This is a genomic window from Massilia sp. NP310 (assembly GCF_019443485.1).
Lineage (GTDB): Bacteria > Pseudomonadota > Gammaproteobacteria > Burkholderiales > Burkholderiaceae_D > Telluria > Telluria timonae.
The window spans coordinates 2212450-2230901 of the sequence record NZ_CP080379.1; the positions used below are offsets into that span (position 1 = coordinate 2212450).

The window sequence follows — 18452 nt, forward strand, 5'->3', positions numbered from 1 at the left end:
TTGTCATAATGAAATCATCCCCTCTCAAGCGAAAGTAATCATGCTGGCTCACGACGATGTCGCGCAGTGGCGCGCACGTGTTTTCACGTCATTGATGTCCGTCGTCCTGGTGCTGGCCCTGATCGCGGCAGTGCCCAGCGCGGCGCTGGCGGTCTACCGCGACATCCCGGCGGTAGCCCTGATGGACACCGCCGCACTGGCGTGGATCCTGGCGATCTGGCGCATGGATCGTCTGGCCTACCGGACCCGCGTCCTGAACTTCCTGGCCATGCTGTACGGCGTAGGCATCGGTTCGATGCTGGCGGCCGGTGCGATCGGCCTGTTCTACCTGCTGGCGGCGCCCGCGCTGGCCGCCGTCCTGCTGGGTACGCGGCAGGCGATCGCCGCGCTCGCGCTCAGCGCCGCCACGCTCATGGTGCTCGGCCTGACCGGACAGACCGACATCCCGGTCGGCCACTATGCGCACGATTCGCTGCCCAGCGTGCTGATCCTGACCCTGAACTTCACCTGCGTCGGCGGCCTGATCACCCTGAGCTGCGGCACCCTGCTCAAGGGCCTGGCCGGTTCGCTGAAGGACGTGCGCACTTTCGCCGGCTCGCTCGAAGAAGGCCAGAGCCTGCTGCGCGCGATGAACGGCGAGCTGCGGCTGACCTCCGCCGCGCTGGCGGGCCTCAACGAGATGGTATTGATCGTCAAGGTGGACGACCGTCCCGGCGCCATCCAGCCCATCATCTTCGCCAACCGCGCTTTCGAGCGCCGCAGCGGTTATCGCGCCGACGAGATCGTCGGGAGCAGCATGCGCATGCTGGACGGGCCCGACACCGATCCGGCAGTGGTGGCGCGCATCGTCGAGGCCATGGGCAGGCGCGAGCCGGTGTCCGCTGAGCTGGTGAACTATTCGAAGTCGGGCGAACCGTACTGGGTCGAGATCGACATGGTGCCGTTCGCCGGCGCAGGCGGGCCGATCACGCACCTGGTGGTGGTGGGACGCGACATCACCGAGCGCCGCCGCTCGGCCGACGCGATCGAGCAGCTGGCCTTCTTCGACGTGCTCACCGGCCTGCCGAACCGGCGCCTGCTGATGGAGCGCCTGCACGCGATGGTGGAGGGGGCGCACGCGGGCCGCGGCCTCGGCGCGGTGCTGTACATCGACCTCGATAATTTCAAGAGCGTGAACGATGCGCGCGGCCATGCCACCGGCGACGCCCTGCTCAAGCACGTCGCCGCCCACCTGGTCGACGCGGTGCGCGAAGGAGACACCGTGGCCCGCCTCGGCGGCGATGAATTCGTCATCCTGGCCGCGAATCTCGGCAGCGACGGCGCGTCCGCCACCGCCGCCGCCCAGGATCTGGCGCAAAAGGTCGGCAAGGCGCTGCGCCGTCCGGCCATGATCGACAACCAGGTCTACCATTCATCGGGCAGCATCGGCGTCGCACTGCCGCTGCGCCAGGGTCAGACCACGCACGACCTGCTGCGCGAAGCCGATACCGCGATGTACCACGCCAAGGCGGCGGGTCGCAACGGCGTCGCGCTGTTCGAGACCACGATGCTGGCGGCGGCCGAGAACATGCTGACGCTCGAGCGCGACCTGGCCGATGCGCTGGCGCGCAACGAACTGGCGCTGCACCTGCAGCTGCAGGTCGACCCCGCCGGCGCGCCGGTCGGCGCCGAGGTGCTGCTGCGCTGGCGCCGCGCGGACGGCGTGCTGGTGCCGCCCGATGTCTTCATCCCGGTCGCCGAAGAAACCGGCCTGATCGTGCCGCTCGGCGCCTGGGTCCTGCGCCACGCCTGCCTGGCATGGCGCGAGCTGGAACGCGCCGGCCATGCGCTGCCGCTGTCGATCAACGTCAGTCCGCGCCAGTTCCGCCAGCCCGATTTCGTCGCCATGGTGCGCGCGGTGGTCCAGGAGACGGACGTGCCGCCGCGGCAGCTGATCTTCGAAGTGACCGAAGGCCTGCTGGTGAATGACATCGACGACACGGTAAGCCGCATGCAGGAACTGGCGCACATGGGAATCCGATTCTCGATCGACGACTTCGGCACCGGCTACTCGAACCTGGCCTACCTGCGCAAGATGCCGCTGTACGAACTCAAGATCGACAAGGGCTTTATCCGCGACATGCCCGACGACAGCAACGGCACGGCCCTCGTGCAATCGATCCTGGCGATGGCGGGCCAGCTCGGCCTGCGGGTCGTGGCCGAAGGCATCGAGACCTCGGCGCAGGCGCGCTTCCTGGCCGAACACGGGCAGCCGTGCATGCAGGGCTACCTGTTCTGCCGTCCGATGCCGCTGCAGGACCTGATCGAACGCCTCGCAAGCGCCGAGGTGGGCGCCGCAGACTCCCTGGCCTAGGTGTCGAGCACCTCGCCCAGCCTGCGCGCGAGGAAGTCCACCAGCGCCGCCACCCGCGGCGCCAGCGCGCCCTGCTTGTAGAACACCGCCCATACGGGCTGGGTCCACGGCAGGGTGTGCTCTTCCAGCACCGGCGCCAGGCGCCCCGCCGCCAGGTCCGAGCGCACCAGGAATTCGCCCACCGATGCGATGCCTGCCCCGTGCAGGGCCAGGTGGCGCACCGTCTCGCCGCTCGAGGCCAGCACCTGCGGCGTGACGGTCCAGCCCTCGCCGCCGGCATGCAGCAGCGGCCAGGTGTTGAGCGAGGCCGGCGCCGTGAAGCCCACGGTGCGATGCAGCGCCAGCTCGGCCGGCTCGCGCGGCACGCCGTACTTGTCGATATAGGCTGGCGCCGCCACCACCCGCAGCCTGCCGCTGCCCAGGCGCCGCGCATTGAGCGTCGAATCGGGCAGCGCGCCGATGCGGATCGCCAGGTCGGCCCGCTCCTCGATCAGGTCGACATAGGTTTCGCCGCTGGTCAGCTCCAGCTGGACCAGCGGATACGCCTCCAGGAAATCGGGCAGCAGGGGCGCCAGCAGGTGGTCCAGGGCCGGGGTCGAGGCATTGACCCGCACCAGGCCCGAAGGCTGCGACCGGCGCGCCTGCGCCTCGGCCTCGGTATTGGCCAGGTCCTGCAGGATGGCGCGGGCGCGCTCGAGCAGCCAGGCGCCTTCTTCGGTCAGTTGCAGGCGCCGCGTCGTGCGGTGCATCAGCGTCATGCCAAGGCCATCCTCGAGCCGCGAGATGGTGCGCGAGACTCCCGATGGCGTCTGCCCCAGGCGTTCGGCGGCGGCCGAGAACGAGCCGGAATCTATGACGGCGGCAAATACAATCAAGGCGTCTACATCGATCATTATTGACTCGGAGTCAAAAGTCCATTGTACAGCGGCCTATTTTTCCTTGCACCCTGGCACGGCACACTGCATGCCTGGCTCCAGCCACGTCAACAACAAGGAGAATCACATGCCACTCGCACTCTGGGCGCTCACCTTGAGCGCCTTCGCCATCGGGACGACCGAATTCGTGATCGTCGGCCTGATCCCCACCATCGCCGCCAGCCTGGGCGTCTCGGTGCCCTCGGCCGGCCTCTTGGTCAGCCTGTACGCGCTGGGCGTCGCCATCGGCGCGCCGGTGCTCACCGCCCTCACCGGCAAGCTGCCGCGCAAGCACCTGCTGCTCGGCCTCATGGTCCTGTTCACGCTCGGTAACCTGGTGGCCTGGATGGCGCCGAACTACGAAGCGCTGATGGCCGCGCGCGTGCTCACCGGCCTGGCGCACGGCGTGTTCTTCTCGATCGGTTCGACCATCGCCACCAGCCTGGTGCCGAAGGAGAAGGCCGCCAGCGCCATCGCGCTGATGTTCACGGGTCTTACCGTGGCGCTGGTCACCGGCGTGCCGCTCGGGACCTTCATCGGCCAGCACTTCGGCTGGCAGGCCACCTTCCTCGCCGTGTCGCTGCTGGGCGTGATCGCCGTCATCGGCAGCGCCATCCTGGTGCCGTCGACTATCGCGGGCAGCAAACCATCGAGCCTGCTGACCCAGCTCGCGGTGCTCAAGAAACCGCGCCTGCTGCTGGTGTACGCCATGACCACGCTCGGCTACGGCGGCAGCTTCATCGCCTTTACTTACCTGGCGCCGGTGCTGCAGGAAGTCTCGGGCTTCGCGGCGTCGACCGTCAGCCTGGTGATGCTGGTGTATGGCGTCTCGGTCGCGGCCGGGAATATCTGGGGCGGCAAGCTGGCCGACCGCCATGGCCCGGTGCCCGCGCTGCAGATCGTGTTCGCCCTGCTGGCCGTGGTGCTGCTGGCACTGACCTTCACCGCGCCGAGCAAACCGCTCGTGTTGATCACGGTGCTGGCCTGGGGCGCGGTCGCCTTCGGCAACGTGCCCGGCCTGCAAGTCTATGTTGTGCAGCGCGCCGAGCGCGACGCGCCGCAGGCGGTGGACGTCGCCTCGGGCCTCAACATCGCCGCCTTCAACGTCGGCATCGCGCTGGGCGCCTGGGGCGGCGGCCTGATCGTCGCCCACCTCGGCCTGATGGCCACGCCCTGGATCGGCGCCCTGGTCGTCGTCGGCGCCCTGCTGCTCACGACCCTGGCCGGCTGGCTCGACCGGCGCGAAGGCGCGCCGGCCAAGGCCGTGCGCAGCGCCGCCGCCACCCATTAACTCATTTCAAAGGACACATCATGAAGATGCCACAACTGGGTCTCGGGACCTTCCGCCTGCAAGGGCAAGCCGCGATCGACTCGGTCGCAACCGGCCTGGAACTGGGCTACCGCCACATCGACACCGCCCAGATCTATGGCAATGAAACGGAGGTCGGCCAGGCGCTGCGCGAATCCGGCGTGGCGCGCCGCGAGGTTTATCTCACCACCAAGATCTGGACCGAGCACCTGGCGGCCGACAAGCTGGCCGCCAGCCTGAAGGACAGCCTGCGCAAGCTGGGCGTCGAGCAGGTCGACCTGACCCTGGTCCACTGGCCCTCGCCCGGCGCCGCCGTCCCGGTGGCCGAGTCGATGCAGGCCCTGCTGGCGGCGCGCGACGCCGGCCTCACGGGCGCGATCGGCATCTCGAACTTCCCGGTGGCGCTGATGCGCGAGGCGATAGCCGCCGTCGGCGCGGAGAATATCGCCACCAACCAGGTCGAGCTGCACCCCTATCTGCAGAACCGCGGCGTGGCCGACTTCGCGCGCGCGGCCGGCATCCACGTCACCGCCTACATGCCGCTGGCCTATGGCAAGGTGATGAGCGACCCGGTGGTCAAGGAGATCGCGCGCCGCCACGGGGCCACGCCGGCCCAGGTGACGCTGGCCTGGCTGCTGGCCAAGGGCTACGCCGTGATCCCGTCGTCGACCAGGCGCGAGAACCTTGCGAGCAACCTGCGGGCGACTGAACTCGTGCTGGGCCGGGAGGACAGCGCCGCCATCGATGCGCTCGACGATGGCGCTCGCCTGGTCAGCCCGGATTTCGCCCCGGCCTGGGATTGATCAGAGCCTATCCCGGTAGGTGTGGGGAAGCTCGTGGCGATGCATGGCTGGCGTGGGCAAGGCGCGAGGAGGCCGCATGGCAAGCCATGCAACGACGAGCAACGCAGCCCACGTCTGCCAGGCGCGCCAGGAGCGACTCACACCTACCGGGGTAGGCTCTTTACTGATCCAGCTCCGGATAGCGGCGGAAGATACCTTCCTCGTTGAACGGGATGCGCCGTTCGGACGCCAGGTAGGCGGCGATGTTGGGCCGCGCGGCCACCCGGTCGCGCAGGCTTGTCAGCACCGGATGCTCCTGCTCGATCTTCTTCATCGCGTTCGGAAAGGCATAGCGCAGGCCTTCGATCACCTGGAACAGCGACAGGTCGGCGTAGGTCACCTTGTCGCCCGTGAGGTAGTCGCGCGGCTCGGGGTTGGACAACAGGCGCGCGAAATAGGCCATGAACTTGGGGATGCGCGACTCGACGAAATCGGCCGAGCGGCGCAGCGCCTCGGGCTTCTGGTCTTCGTAGTACAGCGCGGACGCGATCGGGTGATGGGTGTCGTGCGCCTCGGTCACCAGGTCGGCGATGGTCAGCTGCAGCTGGTGCACCCACAGGCGGCCCGGGTCGGTGCGCGGCGCCAGGCCGTGCTGCTCGCCCAGGTAGAGCAGGATGTTGGCCACCTGGCCGATGACCAGCTCGCCGGCCTTCAGGAAGGGCGGCGCGAAGGCCGGATATTCCTCGACGTCGAGCGCCGCCATCAACAGGTCGACCCCGCCCTCGCGGCGCGCCACGTCGACGTAGTCGGCGCCCGCTTCTTCCAGCGCCAGGCGGACGAATTCGCCGCGGCCCTGGATGCTCGGCCAATAGAATAGCTTGTACGGTTCCACCATGATAAATTTCTCCGATGTCTTCAGGTCGGCCCATGGTATCCGCAGTAGACCGTACACGATGCACGGCATGGTTGATACTGCTGAGGGCGTCGTAAGTAGCGGCAATTGATCGGACTGCTAGCGTCACGACACGGAACCACCAAGAGAAATAGTTGCTCGGAATGCAAATTTGGTTCTTTGAAGAGACTGTCGAGCCTCGTACAATCGACGCTCCATAACTCATCAGGAGGTCTCTCGGTTGATCTCAAAGAATCCCAAGCAGCAAACGCCGAACGCATCGCCGAACAGTTCCTGCTGGTTCGCAAGCAGCTTGAACATAGAGTGGAAGAGGCCGATCTGAATGGCATTGCCGCGACGTTGACGGCGGCCCTGTGGTCGAGCGATGAAGGGGCGAAGGCTAATGGTCTGACAAAGGGTAAGCTTATCTACCTTGCCCCACCTCGCGGTTGATTGCTCGTACTTGAAGGGCAGTTACCAATATCAGCGGTGACGGCCCCGAAACATCAACACCAATGCGGTGAGAATGCCCGAGCCGAAAAACGCGTAGAAGATGATGCCAAATGCCTTTTCAACGTTCATTCCGGGGTCAAGGAAGAGTATTGAGATATAGACAATTGCCACCGCTAAGAGTGCGACGCCAAATGAAATTAGCATGGTTCTCATGCGAATGGCTCCGCAATAGGGCAATTGAAATACTGTCCGGCTTTACTGCCGCCTGCCCGTACAACTTCTTCCGCAAAGGACGTGCAGTTATGCGCCACGCGTACAGGACGTTATTGCATTCGATCCAGTTGCGGTGCCGCTCGTCTTCGGATTCCCCATTGATGCCTCCACTATAAGGATTCAACGGTGATTCTTGCCCGAACAAGAACAATGTTGGCAGGTGTCAAAAAATACGCGAGGAAGCTCAACAAGACGATTGCTTATGAGCCGGTAATATAGATTGACGGTTGCACCATGATAAATTTCTCTCGTGTCTGTAAGCGGGCCATGGTAGCTCTAGCGGCCTGCGCACGCTGCACGGGACACTGTTAAAGCTCTCTACCGAGGTCATATCAGCGGTGGCGATCCCTTAGCGTCAATAGCAGTGCAGTGAGGACTACCGAGCCGAGAAACGAGCCAACGATCAGGCTATAAGCTGTGTCGAGATTCATCCTCGGAGCAAAAATGATGATCGAAGCCCAGACAAGTACAGCTATCAACAAGGCGCTTAGGAGTGAAATGAATGCGGTTCTCATGCGAATGGCTCCGCAATAGGACAGTTGAACATCTGATAGGCGTTGCTACCGCCTGCCCGCACCACGTCTTCCACAAAGGAAGTGCAGTTGTTCACTATCCCGCCCCAGAACCAAGGCTTATCGATGAGTTCATGCAGCTTGTCACGCGCACCCTTAGGGTTGGGCAGTTTGATATCCCAGCGGCGAATCTCACGCTTGTTGTTCTCCTTTAAGTACCGCATGTAATTACTTTCAGGGATGAACTTGGGCAAATTGTATGGGCCAGCGATATGGACATACCAACTCCAACTTTCACCAACATGGAGAAGAGTATGGCCGCATTTGTTGAGCTTATGACCCGAAACGATGACAGCACATACGTGCCGCCAGTCAGATAGTTCAAGCGGGCTGATAAACATTGATGCGCCCTGGTAGGGGGTGGACATAGTGAGATAGCCCCTTGATTCACCAGACACAGTCGATGTTGTATCCTTACGGATAGGAATAAGACTGTGAGTATGACTAGTAACAAGCAAACCATCGAAGTCGTGACGGTGTCCGAAGAGCGACGCCGGCGCTGGTCAGTGCAGGAAAAGGCTGCGCTGGTCAAGGAAACGTACGAGCCAAGCATGAGCGTATCGCTGGTGGCCCGCAAGCACGGCATCAGTGCCAGCCAGCTGTTCAACTGGCGCAAGCTCGAGCGAGAAGGCGCCTTGGTCGCGGTGCATTCTGGTGAATCGGTCGTGCCGGCCAGTGAGCTGGCAGCGGCACGCGCCCAGATCGCACAACTGCAGCGCATGCTGGGCAAGAAGACGATGGAGGCGGAGATCCTGCGCGAAGCGGTCGAGCTGGCTCGCGAAAAAAAGTGGATTGCGCGCTCACCCTTATCGGACAAGGACGGGCAGTAAAGCCTGTCTGCGTTGTCCTCGGTGTAGCGCGCTCGCACGTGATTGACCTTCTTGCCCGACCTGCAAACTGGGTCGACAAGCGCACCATCGTCAAGCTTGATCCTGTCGCTGACGCGATGATTGCCGACGCTGTACGCGCCGAGATCACCGCGCTGCCGACCTACGGCTATCGCCGTGCCGGCGCCTTGGTGAATCGTACGCGCAGCTTGATAGGTCTGCCGCCCGTAAATCACAAGCGCATGTACCGCGTGATGAAGCAGCAGGGTTTGCTGCTGCCGAAATCGCCTAGGCGTAGTGACAGCGGCCGTGCTCACGATGGCAAAGTTTTGGTTAAGGAATCGAACCAGCGTTGGTGCTCTGATGGCTTCGAGATTGCCTGCGACAACGGCGAAGTCGTGACTGGCGTTTTCATGAAGGACTGCTGCGACCGCGAGATCATCGCGTGGCGTGCCTGGATTGGCCGCGGCCTGCCTGGCGAACCGGTGCGCGACATGATGATCGAGGCCGTGGAAACGCGTTTTGGTAGCACCGATGTGCGGACAATCACTGTTGAATTCTTGAGTGACAATGGCGGCGCTTTCCGGGCAACTGAAACGCACGCCTTGGCCCATGAGCTGGGCATCAAGCCGGTGCATACACCAGTGAACAGCCCGCAGTCGAATGGCATGGCAGAGAGTTTCGTGAACACGTTTAAACGCGATTACGTCGGTTGCATGGACCGCATTAGCGGCGCTGCCGTGCTTGCCCAGTTGCCCGATGCCTTCAGGCACTTCAACGAGGTGCATCCGCACTCGGCACTTGGCTATAAATCGCCACGCATGTTTAGGAAAGAGCGACGCCGTCAGGCTCTGGAAACTGACGCTAACTGAACATCAGGCTGTGTCCGGGAATAGCGGGGCAAGATCACGCAAGCTGGACCCTCTCAGTAATGATCCCGCCTTCGCCACTATCTGGCTTGATGCTGGCGATCATTACGCTTTCCAGTTCGATCTTAAAGTAAGGGATGGGCTTGCCGTCGCCGTCTGCCCTCATGAACTCAAAGCAGGCTTTCGGGATAGTCTTGCCAGTTGCACAAGTTTGCAGGAGAACGGGCGAGGCTAAGTCAGCAAGCTTGCTGAAGCTGATCGGGTAAAGGTCGGCTCGCCCGGTGCTATGCCCGCCTGCGGTCGAAACGACATCGGCTCTTGGCTGGTGGACTGCATAGACGACGTTATTTACTTCGATCCAGTTGCGGTGCCGTTCGTCTTCCGACTCGCCATTAATGCTTTCGATCTTGAGGTATGCGTCGTTCGCCATGCTGTTCTCCGTGTCGTTGAGCAAGTCGTAACGATTCTGATCGGATGCGCCCGGCAGAGCTTGTTACTGGTCAGCACGGCAGTAGAACGGGATCAATAGAAGTTGATGTATTGGCAAGCCCATTTCTGGAATCTTGAAATTATCTAAAAATTTTTTGGCAACTTGACCCTGTCGGACTTTCTCCAGCCCGAATCTGAAAAAGTATTCAGAAGGCCGATTCTGAAAAGTAGCGCGAGCGACTGCCCGAGTGAATGCCAGTAATGACGTAGATGAACGCTCCTGTTATCAAATTTAAATATCCGATAGGAAGCGCTTAGAAGGCCGCTGACGGGCTTTTTGGCGGGATGGTGGGGTGTGAGGGTCCACCCCGTTCGTTTACTGTAGGACTGCTCTAAGCCGCCTGTGCGGCTTTCATGAGACGAGAGACGGTTGACTTATGCCATTCACCGCCATTCACTTGCAGGGCTGCTAACGCATCCTTGGTCCGCTGGCCGACCAGGCGTCGCTCTTGCTCTCCCACTGCGGCGTGAATGTGCAGAGTGAACGTATCAACATCAACGCCGTGCGTAGCTGTGTAGAACGGCACTCACACGCCAGCTGCTTCCTCCATTGCTGATTGGTTTCGGCGCATTATCGATGATGAATGAAGAAGCGTAACGCGCGGCAAACATGGTAGTCTTGTCGTGCATGCCTAAAAACAACCATAAGTCAACACGTCCAGAGAGAGTCCCATGACAGATCACGCCAGCCTTGGTTCCCAAGCACTGTTTGCACTTCGTCCGGGCACGAGTTAGCAATTCGGCAGATAATTGCAAAACGGAATTATTTCTTGCTCTTGCCGGGCGTGGCCAACCATCGCGCGCAGCCCGGCAAGGCAACGTCCCTTTACGCCGAATGGAGCGCTCGATGATCTTCGCTCGTCTCACCCAACGCTGGCATGCGCTGCGCTACTGGCGCGAGCACCAGTCCCTGTCCCGCCTCAAGCTGGTGCACCGCCTCGAGAACGCGCCCGCCGACGACCTGTTCCGCCAGGTGAGCGGCCGCGACTACCTGGCCCGCGGCATGAAAGTGCGCGAGCGCATGCGCTGCGTGCTGGCCCACTACCGCTTCGAAGAGGCCACCTTCAACAGCGCCTACCGGCACGCCGCGCACCACGGCGGCCTGGTCCTGTGGCAGCACCGGGGCGAGCAAGAGGGTGACGAAGGCAACTTCATCATGCGGCTCGAGCATGCGCCGCGCATCGACCCGCAAGGCGAGCTGACGCTGTCCCTGATCGTCGACGGCACGGTGCTGCACCGCCTGTCCTGGACCTGGGTCGAGGGCGCGGTGGTGGGCGTCGACCTGCCGATCGTTCCCTTCGTCACCCGCAACGCCGGCCTGTGGCGCGATGCCGGCGGCGCCTTCGAGGCCTTCGAGCGCGTGTTCCCCAACAATTCGCCGAGCTTCTTCTGCTTTGCCGCCCTGCAGGGCGCGGCGCAGGCGCTCGGCTTCGACCGGGTGGTCGCGGTGCGCAGCAGCGCCCACGTGGCCTACGAGGCGGCGCAAGACAAGGCTTTCGAGAACGCCTACGACGGCTTCTGGCGCATCCTGGGCGGCGTTGATCTGGACGCGCGCAGCTTCGTGGTTCCGCTGCCGTTCTACCTCAAGCCATTGCAAGACATGCCATCGAAGCACCGCAAGCGCGCGGCGCAGCGGCGCGAGCACTGGCGCGCCATCGGCGACGCGGCGCGCGCCGTGCTGCTGCGCCATATGGCGACGCCGGCCGTCAGCGAGCCTGCGGCGGCCGAGGCGCCGTCGACCGCGAAAGCCTGAGCGGCGCCGCTCGAACAGGTTGACAGATTCACCACGGCCGCGCGGGCCGTGATACACTCGCGATTCGCTAGGGGTCCTGGAACGCTGTTCCGGGTGAGAGATACCCTTCGTACCTGATCTGGATAATGCCAGCGAAGGAAAGCGCAAAGCAGCATCCCCATTCGTTTGCCCTTCCCCCACGTTGGCTCCGGCTTTGATAAAAGCGGCGCGCCACGCTGCGCGCGAAAAAGAGCAAACCATGACATTCACCTCGAAGCACACCATCCTCGCCTGCGCCATCGTGCAGGCGTTCTCCCTGTCGTCCCAAGCCGCCGCGCAGGACGCTGCGCAGTCGGCCATATCGTCGGTCGTCGTCACCGGCAGCAAGTGGATCGCGCTCGATCGCGCCAGCGTCGGCGGCTTCTCCGACGTGCAGCTGCTCGATTCCCCGGCTTCGATCTCTTCGATCAGCCAGGGCCAGATGCAGGACCTGTCGATCCGCAGCGCCACCGACGCCGCGCGCTACGACGCCTCGATCGGCGACGCCTACAATGCGATCGGCTACGCCGAGCAGTTCTCGATCCGCGGCTTCGCGCTCGACAACGCCACCAGCTACCGCAAGGACATGATCGCGATCTCGGGCGACACGCAAATCCCGCTCGAGAACAAGGAACGCATCGAAGTCTTGCGCGGCCTGGCCGGCCTGCAGGCCGGCGTCGCGGCGCCGGGCGGGATGATCAACTTCGTCACCAAGCGCCCGACCAGCGCCCCGCTGCGCCAGGCCACGGTAGAGGTGCGCGAGCGCGGCACCGTGTACGGCGCGGTCGACCTGGGCGGCCGCTTCGCGGACCGCCGCTTCGGCTATCGCATCAACGCCGCAGCCGAAGACCTGAAATCCTACGTACGCGGCGCCGACGGCGAGCGCCAGTTCGTGTCGGCCGCCTTCGACTGGCAGATCACGCCGGACGCGCTGTTCCAGATCGACCTCGACCACCAGCACAAGTCGCAGGTCACGGCGCCGGGCTACCAGCTGATCCGCGACGAAGTCCTGCCGACCGGCGTCTCGCCCAAGACCCTGCTCAACGACCAGCCGTGGACCAGGCCGGTCGACACCGACAGCAGCAATCTCGGCCTGCGCTTCGAGTACCGCCTCAGCGACGCGTGGAACGCCACCGTGAGCGCCAACAAGCATTGGTTCAAGCGCGACGACTTCACCGCCTTCCCCTACGGCTGCAGCAACGAGGGCGACGGCTACTATCCGGGCTACTGCTCGAACGGCGACTACGACGTGTACGACTTCCAGAGCACCGGCGAGCGCAAGACGCCGTGGGGCCTGCAGGCGATGCTGCAGGGCCGCTTCGCCACCGGCGCGGTGCGCCACTCCCTCACCATCGGCGGCTCGTATGCCGAACGCCATGACAGCTTCGGCGAATACGTCTACGACTACGTCGGCTCCAGCAATATCTGGAACCCGAGCGTCGTGCCGCCGGTATCGGGCGACCGCGTGACCGGCCCCGTGATGGAGCGCCGCGCCACAGAAGAGCGCTCGCTGTTCGTGCAGGACGTGCTGACCTTGTCGCCGCAATTGACCTTGCACGCCGGCGTGCGCTACGTGAAGCTCAAGCTCGACGCGCTGGAAGAAATCGAAGGCGGCTGGGTGCACACGAAGGATTCGTTCGCGCTGCCGAACGTGGCGCTGGTGTACGCGCCGGCGCGCGACTGGCGCGTGTATGGCTCGATCAGCCACGGCTTGCAGTACGGCGGCATCGCGCCGATGGAAACCAGCAACCAGAACACCGCCCTGCCGCCGAGCCGCTCGAAGCAGCTGGAGTTCGGCGTCAAGCGCAACGTCAACGAGCAGCTGGCGCTGTCGGGCGCGCTGTTCGAGATCCGCCAGGGGCTGGAATACACGAACGCCGCCAACACCTTCGTGCGCGCCGGCGAGCAGACCCACCGCGGCGTCGAGCTGTCGGCGATGGGCCGCGCCACGCCAAACCTGAACTACAGCCTGTCGCTGATGGCGCTCGACACCGACCAGAAGGACACGGGCGACGCGTCGACCGAAGGCAAGCGCGTGACCAATGTGCCGGAGCTGCGCACCACCGCCTGGATCGAGTACGCGGTGCCGCAGGTGGCGGGGCTGAAGCTCGACGCGCAGTGGCAGTATTCGGGCAACAAGGTGTTCGATCCGGCCAATCGGGTGAAGGTGTCGGCTTATCACGTGGCGGGCTTCGGGGCGTCCTACCTGCTGCGCGCGGGTGGACTGAACACGATTATCCGCGCGCGGGTCGACAATGCCTTCGACAAGTTTTATTGGCGTGATGTGACGCAGTCGCTGGGCGGCTACCTGCTGCCGGGGGCGCCAAGGACGTTCAGGCTGTCGGCGCAGATCGATTTCTGATCTGGTGAGCTTGCCTCATAACTAAATTAGTCATGAGGCAACGTACGACTAAATTCCACGATAGCCAGTTGACGATATAAATTCAGAATCTCAGGAATCTCGTCATCATCGTGTGGCTTGGCCTAACGCAATCTATGTGCTGCGCCATGCATTGCAAAGCAGGAAAATGATCAATGAGATCTGAAAAATTTGCCGCAACTACAACAAATCCACCACACCCGCGTGGCCAATTTCAATTCCAGATTAAATCAACCACCACCACAACCAAAATTCTTTAAGTGCAACGCTGCACATGCACTCTCGAAGTTATTCCAATTTCGCCCCCCTCAAACTTTACCGCTATCAAATTCTCGACATATTGGCTTAAATCCGCCATTACCTCTATTTCAGCGCAATTTGTCTGCCTCTGCAGGCGCATCTCCAAGTCCAATCGCACAAGATAGCTGTTGAGCGTAGATATTTCCGCGTCGCTTAATATCCTAATATCTGGAATTTCTATACTAAGGAGGTCGTTCGGTTGAAATTTCAACAACCCACCGCCAAGAACCCTTAGATGATCTACAAATCTCTGCTGTATTGGCGAAGAGTTGAGCAAACAAACCATCGCCGCCAATTGGACATCGGTGAGGTTATCAGGATAAATACAATGATATGTAGTCAGATTTACTGCGGAGCTACGATTCCAAATAAACCGCACTTGACCACGACCGAATGACGCCGCCCATATTGGGGCAGGCGCGCGCTGCTCATTTTTATACCAAGGACGACGTCTAGCAAGCAGAAAGCGTTTGTGGAATCCCTTTCGTTCGCCCTCCTCGATATATTCTTCTTCGGCGGGAGATATGTCACCGGAGAAATTCACCAATTTCGTTCGCGCGCCAAACGCTGCAAGATCTTTTAGATCTTGGTCTGAAAATATCACCCCTAAAACATCCTTCGCATTTCCAATACATGGGAGCAGATTAGAATGTGAAATTCTCGCTTTTGAAACTTCGCCATCTGTCAGATGAAAAAATTCATTAGCTCCAGTTGCCAGACCACGTTTTGTTTTTGCTATTGTGGATAAATTAATTAGGGAATCATTTTTTTTAGATGACCTACCAAGCAAAATAGAGTTCCATTTTGGAGCTGTTTCCAAATCCTTCCACAGGACAGTCCGTGCTTCGATTAGTTCAATTTGATCAGAATAATGTTTAACAACGAACTCCTCATCTGCAACTTTGTTGTTATCGAATAATAAAACAACGGAAGTAGTAATCGCACCATCAATATGGTGACCGTGCTCATCGAGATAGAGTATTTCTTTTACAATGCGACGATCAATCAGGTATTCACGAAAACATCGCGCCGCATTCGAACTCATCCAATCAGCTGGGACCAGCACAGCCGCACGCCCTCCTTCGGACAACAGCCTGCAGATTTCAAATAAAAATAAAATGTATAAATTGCAAGCCTTCGAAATAGAAATGTTATTTCGAAAGCCTATTTCCTCATATATATTTTTTTCATATGAAATATCGTGATGTCTTAAATACGGAGGATTTGCAAGAATCCCATCGAATTTTTCCCTCATGTTTAGAAGGAGAAAATCGGCATGTAAAAAGTTACACGAAAGATGAGCTGGAGCAGATTTTCGCGCCAATTGCATTGGCGAAAGATCAATATCTACACAGGTCACCTTTGATTCGATGACAAATTCGCCTACTGCTCGAAGTAGTACGCCTGTTCCTACAGACGGCTCAAGAATATTCTTTGGATTAACGCTTGCAACCCAATCAGCCATCATTACGGCAATCGGTCCAGGGGTAAAAAACTGTCCAAAATGTTGACGGCGCTCTTCGCCTGTATGCTCAATATACGATTTTTCGGGCGTTAAATTATTTTTCGGATCCCATTGGATCTCTAAATGCTTAAATTCCGCCACATTTGCCAAACGAACTTTTTTCTCACCTGCTCTTGCCATTCCCACATCCAGATCCGTCTCAATATATTAGAGTGGCAACTCATCAAGCTTAGTTTTTCTGACTTTTTTCTGGTCTGCCACCTCTATAGCGCGCTTTAATTCGTCAACAAATTCGTCATTAGTCCTAATTATCGCATTGTTTATATTCTTATATTGGCTCGACTGAAGGTTCGCATTATTACTAGGATTGACGTATATATCAGGAAGCCATGCGGTCGGAACGACGGAAACGTTTACGAGTGATACACTCATATCAACGTTAAAACGAAGCGAAACTGTCGCAATGAATAGCTCATGAGTTGGATTCGTCTCATAGAACTTTAACAAGCCTCTGGCCTTGGAAATGTCATCCTTATTAGTTCGACCACCTTCAACAGCTGACTTGATATTAACATAAATCGGGTTGGAAAATCCTTCCAAGTGAATCTCAAAGTCGTAGACGCCGACTTCACTGCCAGGAAGTCTGATATTCAATATGCCAAACTCGTGCCCATGCTTCTTGAGATTTTGCGTAATCAGTTCTTCAAGTATGCGCCAAACGCTTCTACCTTTTCCTGCCGTCCCCCATCCATACGGGAATTGCTCTGACGTCCCAACCTGAACATTGCTTATTTTCTTAATTAATCCTTTTAATGCCACCTCTAACGAAGCTCGAACAGCCACTGTTACATTTAGATCATTCATAATTTTCTGATGTGAGAGATGTATGTTTAACACCAACGCGTATCACGCCCTCAATGGGGTATCATTCCGTTTTGCGTGGCCAGGACGTGAGGTTAATATCGCCCACGCAATAACTACAACCATCAATAGCATAGGAAATCACCATTGCCGTAGAGTCACGCAACATGCCTTTGAGATCAGTCTATTTCGCATTACTATAGTTTATGGAGACGCATTCTCTCATGTCGAGACATGAACGCGCCCGTCTGAACCATATTAAATAACCTCATGGCCGATAGTTTCACGAAAGGCACCTTCTCAAGCAACAAAATTAATATAATTAAACCAATATCTAGCCGCCGAAAGCGTCTCAAGTTAACAAGATGGTATTTATCAATGCAGATGGCAAACATCCATTTTCAAGCGCGCATGCTTGAGTAATCGATTTCGGCAACCTTGGTTGAATAACAGCTTTTTTTTGGCTCTGTTACATTAATCTATCATTACCGAATTATCGTCAGGTATCAATACATTAGCTTAGACATGTACGGACCCGGAACGAAAAACATTGACCAGTCACTAGCGTGATAAGTACGAATTTCTAAATCAACGTCGTGCGCCTTGCGCCAAAAAGGTGATTAGACGACTCTTCGATCGGAGGCTACCCTGGGCGCTGTTTTCGTCCCGATTGCTCCAATGAGTGCCACTGAGATTATAGTGGCTTTAGCCATGTCCCACTAGCGTTTCCGCGTTCTTTGCCACGAGAGCAAGTCTTACGTTGTGTCAAAAACCACGGAGTCAAGACGAGGATCTAAGCTAGCTAGCCAACAGAAAACAGCGTCACCTCCGAGCACCACGTCCGATGTAATATTTACAACTCTCTAAACTTGCGTAATGTTAACGATAGATTAGCAGGCACTTAATTCGCGTCGCTCAGTCCGACAAGTCACTCAGCTTGCCCAAACAACGCCGCTGGAAGCCATTGAGCCCCTTCGTAACGAGCGTATCGTCGTCATGGATCACCTCGGCATCGAGCAGCAACCGCAGCTTGGCGATGCGGTCGCCCTGTGCCAGCGCCTGCGCCAGGTGCGAGCCATCCGCTTCGCCAGCCTGCTCGATCGCCTCGACCACTTCGGGCGGGAAGTCCCAGTGGTTGGCGATCACCGACGACAGCTGGCGGCTGGCCGCGAACAGCGCGACGCCGAATTCGCTGGAGCCGGGCACCCTGCCTTCGCAGATGCGGTCGGCCACCTGGAAGGCGACCTGCAGGCCCAGGTTCTGCATCAGGCCGGCCAGGTAGGATTCGAACACGCCGGCCGACAGGCCCGGCGCCATCACGCTGGCGGCGAATGCGCAGCGTTCGGAATGCTTCCACACATTGGGCGCCACCTGGCGCGCCACGCCCTGCACCTTGACCCGCACCAGCGGCCGGAACGCGATGCGCGCCAGCAGCATGCGCAAGCCGTTCAGGCCGAGCATCGTCACCGCGCCTTCCAGGGTCTCGATCGGCGTCACCGGCCGGTAATAGGCGCTGTTGGCTTCGCGGATCACTTCGGCCACCAGCACCAGGTCGCGCCCGACCTGGGCCGACAGTGCGCCGGTCGAGATGTTTTCGTCGGACAGCGCGGTGAGCAGCTGCGACACGAGCTCGGGGATGCGCGGCACCAGGCCGGAGGCGCAAACCGGATCGGCCGCCAGCGAACGGACCTCGGCCAGGATCTGCGCTTCCTGCTCGGGCTGGGCGTTGAAGCCGCTGGACGCGGTGAGCCAGCGATAGAAGGTGGCATGGACGTCGTTCGCCATGTCCTCGTCGTGTTCGATCGTCGCCGCCGCGCGGACGCTTGCCGCAGCTTGTGTCTCTTTTTCTGAACCGCCCAAAAAGCGTCCTATCCAGTTTTTCATAGCGCCCCGCCGTACGTTCGAATCCAATGATTGTAATGCCTTCTAGAAACAAATAGTC

At 59.8% G+C, this 18452-nt stretch carries 15 protein-coding genes and 1 riboswitch; of the genes, 7 read left to right on the forward strand and 8 right to left on the reverse strand.

All coding sequences use genetic code 11. The features are described from left to right. Positions 1 to 40 precede the first annotated feature (40 nt). Positions 41 to 2353 (forward strand): bifunctional diguanylate cyclase/phosphodiesterase, encoded by a 2313-nt coding sequence (locus tag KY496_RS27365; protein ID WP_219864591.1) that lies wholly within the window; start codon positions 41 to 43, stop codon positions 2351 to 2353. Here the strand turns inward: KY496_RS27365 and KY496_RS09565 are convergent. Next, positions 2350 to 3246, reverse strand: coding sequence for a LysR family transcriptional regulator (locus KY496_RS09565; protein ID WP_219864592.1), 897 nt, complete (start codon positions 3244 to 3246; stop codon positions 2350 to 2352). The two genes, KY496_RS27365 and KY496_RS09565, sit on opposite strands and share 4 nt — an antisense overlap. A gap of 109 nt (positions 3247 to 3355) precedes the next feature. On the opposite strand from KY496_RS09565, the gene KY496_RS09570 reads away from it, so the two are divergent. Next, on the forward strand, positions 3356 to 4558 hold the full coding sequence (locus KY496_RS09570; protein WP_219864593.1) for an MFS transporter: 1203 nt from the start codon (positions 3356 to 3358) through the stop codon (positions 4556 to 4558). Between the two features lie 20 nt (positions 4559 to 4578). Next, positions 4579 to 5379 carry a 2,5-didehydrogluconate reductase DkgB gene (gene dkgB / locus KY496_RS09575; protein ID WP_219864594.1) on the forward strand — a complete coding sequence of 267 codons (801 nt, stop codon included), beginning with the start codon at positions 4579 to 4581 and terminating at the stop codon, positions 5377 to 5379. Between the two features lie 160 nt (positions 5380 to 5539). On the opposite strand, the gene KY496_RS09580 is transcribed toward dkgB, so the two are convergent. Then, complete coding sequence (locus tag KY496_RS09580) at positions 5540 to 6253, reverse strand: glutathione S-transferase (RefSeq protein ID WP_219864595.1); 714 nt, start codon at positions 6251 to 6253, stop codon at positions 5540 to 5542. Between the two features lie 177 nt (positions 6254 to 6430). Here KY496_RS09580 and KY496_RS09585 point away from each other — a divergent pair, with 177 nt between their 5' ends. Further along, positions 6431 to 6703, forward strand: coding sequence for a hypothetical protein (locus tag KY496_RS09585; RefSeq protein WP_157225554.1), 273 nt, complete (start codon positions 6431 to 6433; stop codon positions 6701 to 6703). Between the two features lie 30 nt (positions 6704 to 6733). Here the strand turns inward: KY496_RS09585 and KY496_RS09590 are convergent, their stop codons facing one another. Then, complete coding sequence (locus KY496_RS09590) at positions 6734 to 6916, reverse strand: hypothetical protein (protein WP_005666539.1); 183 nt, start codon at positions 6914 to 6916, stop codon at positions 6734 to 6736. A 571-nt stretch (positions 6917 to 7487) separates the two neighbouring features. Further along, positions 7488 to 7916: a hypothetical protein gene (locus KY496_RS09595; protein ID WP_219864596.1), complete on the reverse strand. Its 429-nt coding sequence runs from the start codon at positions 7914 to 7916 to the stop codon at positions 7488 to 7490. A 72-nt stretch (positions 7917 to 7988) separates the two neighbouring features. On the opposite strand from KY496_RS09595, the gene KY496_RS09600 reads away from it, so the two are divergent. Next, a protein-coding gene (locus KY496_RS09600; protein WP_373889476.1) for an IS3 family transposase occupies positions 7989 to 9247 on the forward strand; the annotation gives its coding sequence in 2 pieces (ribosomal slippage) (positions 7989 to 8319 and positions 8319 to 9247; 1260 coding nt in all). A gap of 34 nt (positions 9248 to 9281) precedes the next feature. Here the strand turns inward: KY496_RS09600 and KY496_RS09605 are convergent. Further along, positions 9282 to 9674, reverse strand: coding sequence for a type VI secretion system tube protein Hcp (locus KY496_RS09605; RefSeq protein WP_219864597.1), 393 nt, complete (start codon positions 9672 to 9674; stop codon positions 9282 to 9284). Between the two features lie 906 nt (positions 9675 to 10580). On the opposite strand from KY496_RS09605, the gene KY496_RS09610 reads away from it, so the two are divergent. Beyond that, entirely contained in the window at positions 10581 to 11486 is a 906-nt protein-coding gene (locus tag KY496_RS09610; RefSeq protein WP_219864598.1) for a DUF535 family protein, read from the forward strand. 59 nt (positions 11487 to 11545) lie between these two features. After that, positions 11546 to 11643, forward strand: a riboswitch (TPP riboswitch). Positions 11644 to 11724: 81 nt separating this feature from the next. Continuing rightward, on the forward strand, positions 11725 to 13866 hold the full coding sequence (locus KY496_RS09615; protein ID WP_005666535.1) for a TonB-dependent siderophore receptor: 2142 nt from the start codon (positions 11725 to 11727) through the stop codon (positions 13864 to 13866). A 274-nt stretch (positions 13867 to 14140) separates the two neighbouring features. Here the strand turns inward: KY496_RS09615 and KY496_RS09620 are convergent, their stop codons facing one another. The 3 genes from KY496_RS09620 to KY496_RS09630 all read right to left on the reverse strand — a co-directional run bounded on the left by KY496_RS09620 (position 14141) and on the right by KY496_RS09630 (position 18295). Continuing rightward, the gene (locus KY496_RS09620) at positions 14141 to 15829 is read right to left on the reverse strand and encodes a class I SAM-dependent DNA methyltransferase (RefSeq protein WP_005666533.1); all 1689 of its coding nucleotides are present in this window, start codon (positions 15827 to 15829) and stop codon (positions 14141 to 14143) included. Between the two features lie 27 nt (positions 15830 to 15856). Next, positions 15857 to 16513, reverse strand: a complete 657-nt coding sequence (locus KY496_RS09625; RefSeq protein ID WP_005666532.1) for a hypothetical protein — start codon at positions 16511 to 16513, stop codon at positions 15857 to 15859. Between the two features lie 912 nt (positions 16514 to 17425). Beyond that, positions 17426 to 18295: an HDOD domain-containing protein gene (locus tag KY496_RS09630; protein ID WP_229409783.1), complete on the reverse strand. Its 870-nt coding sequence runs from the start codon at positions 18293 to 18295 to the stop codon at positions 17426 to 17428. Positions 18296 to 18452 lie beyond the last annotated feature (157 nt).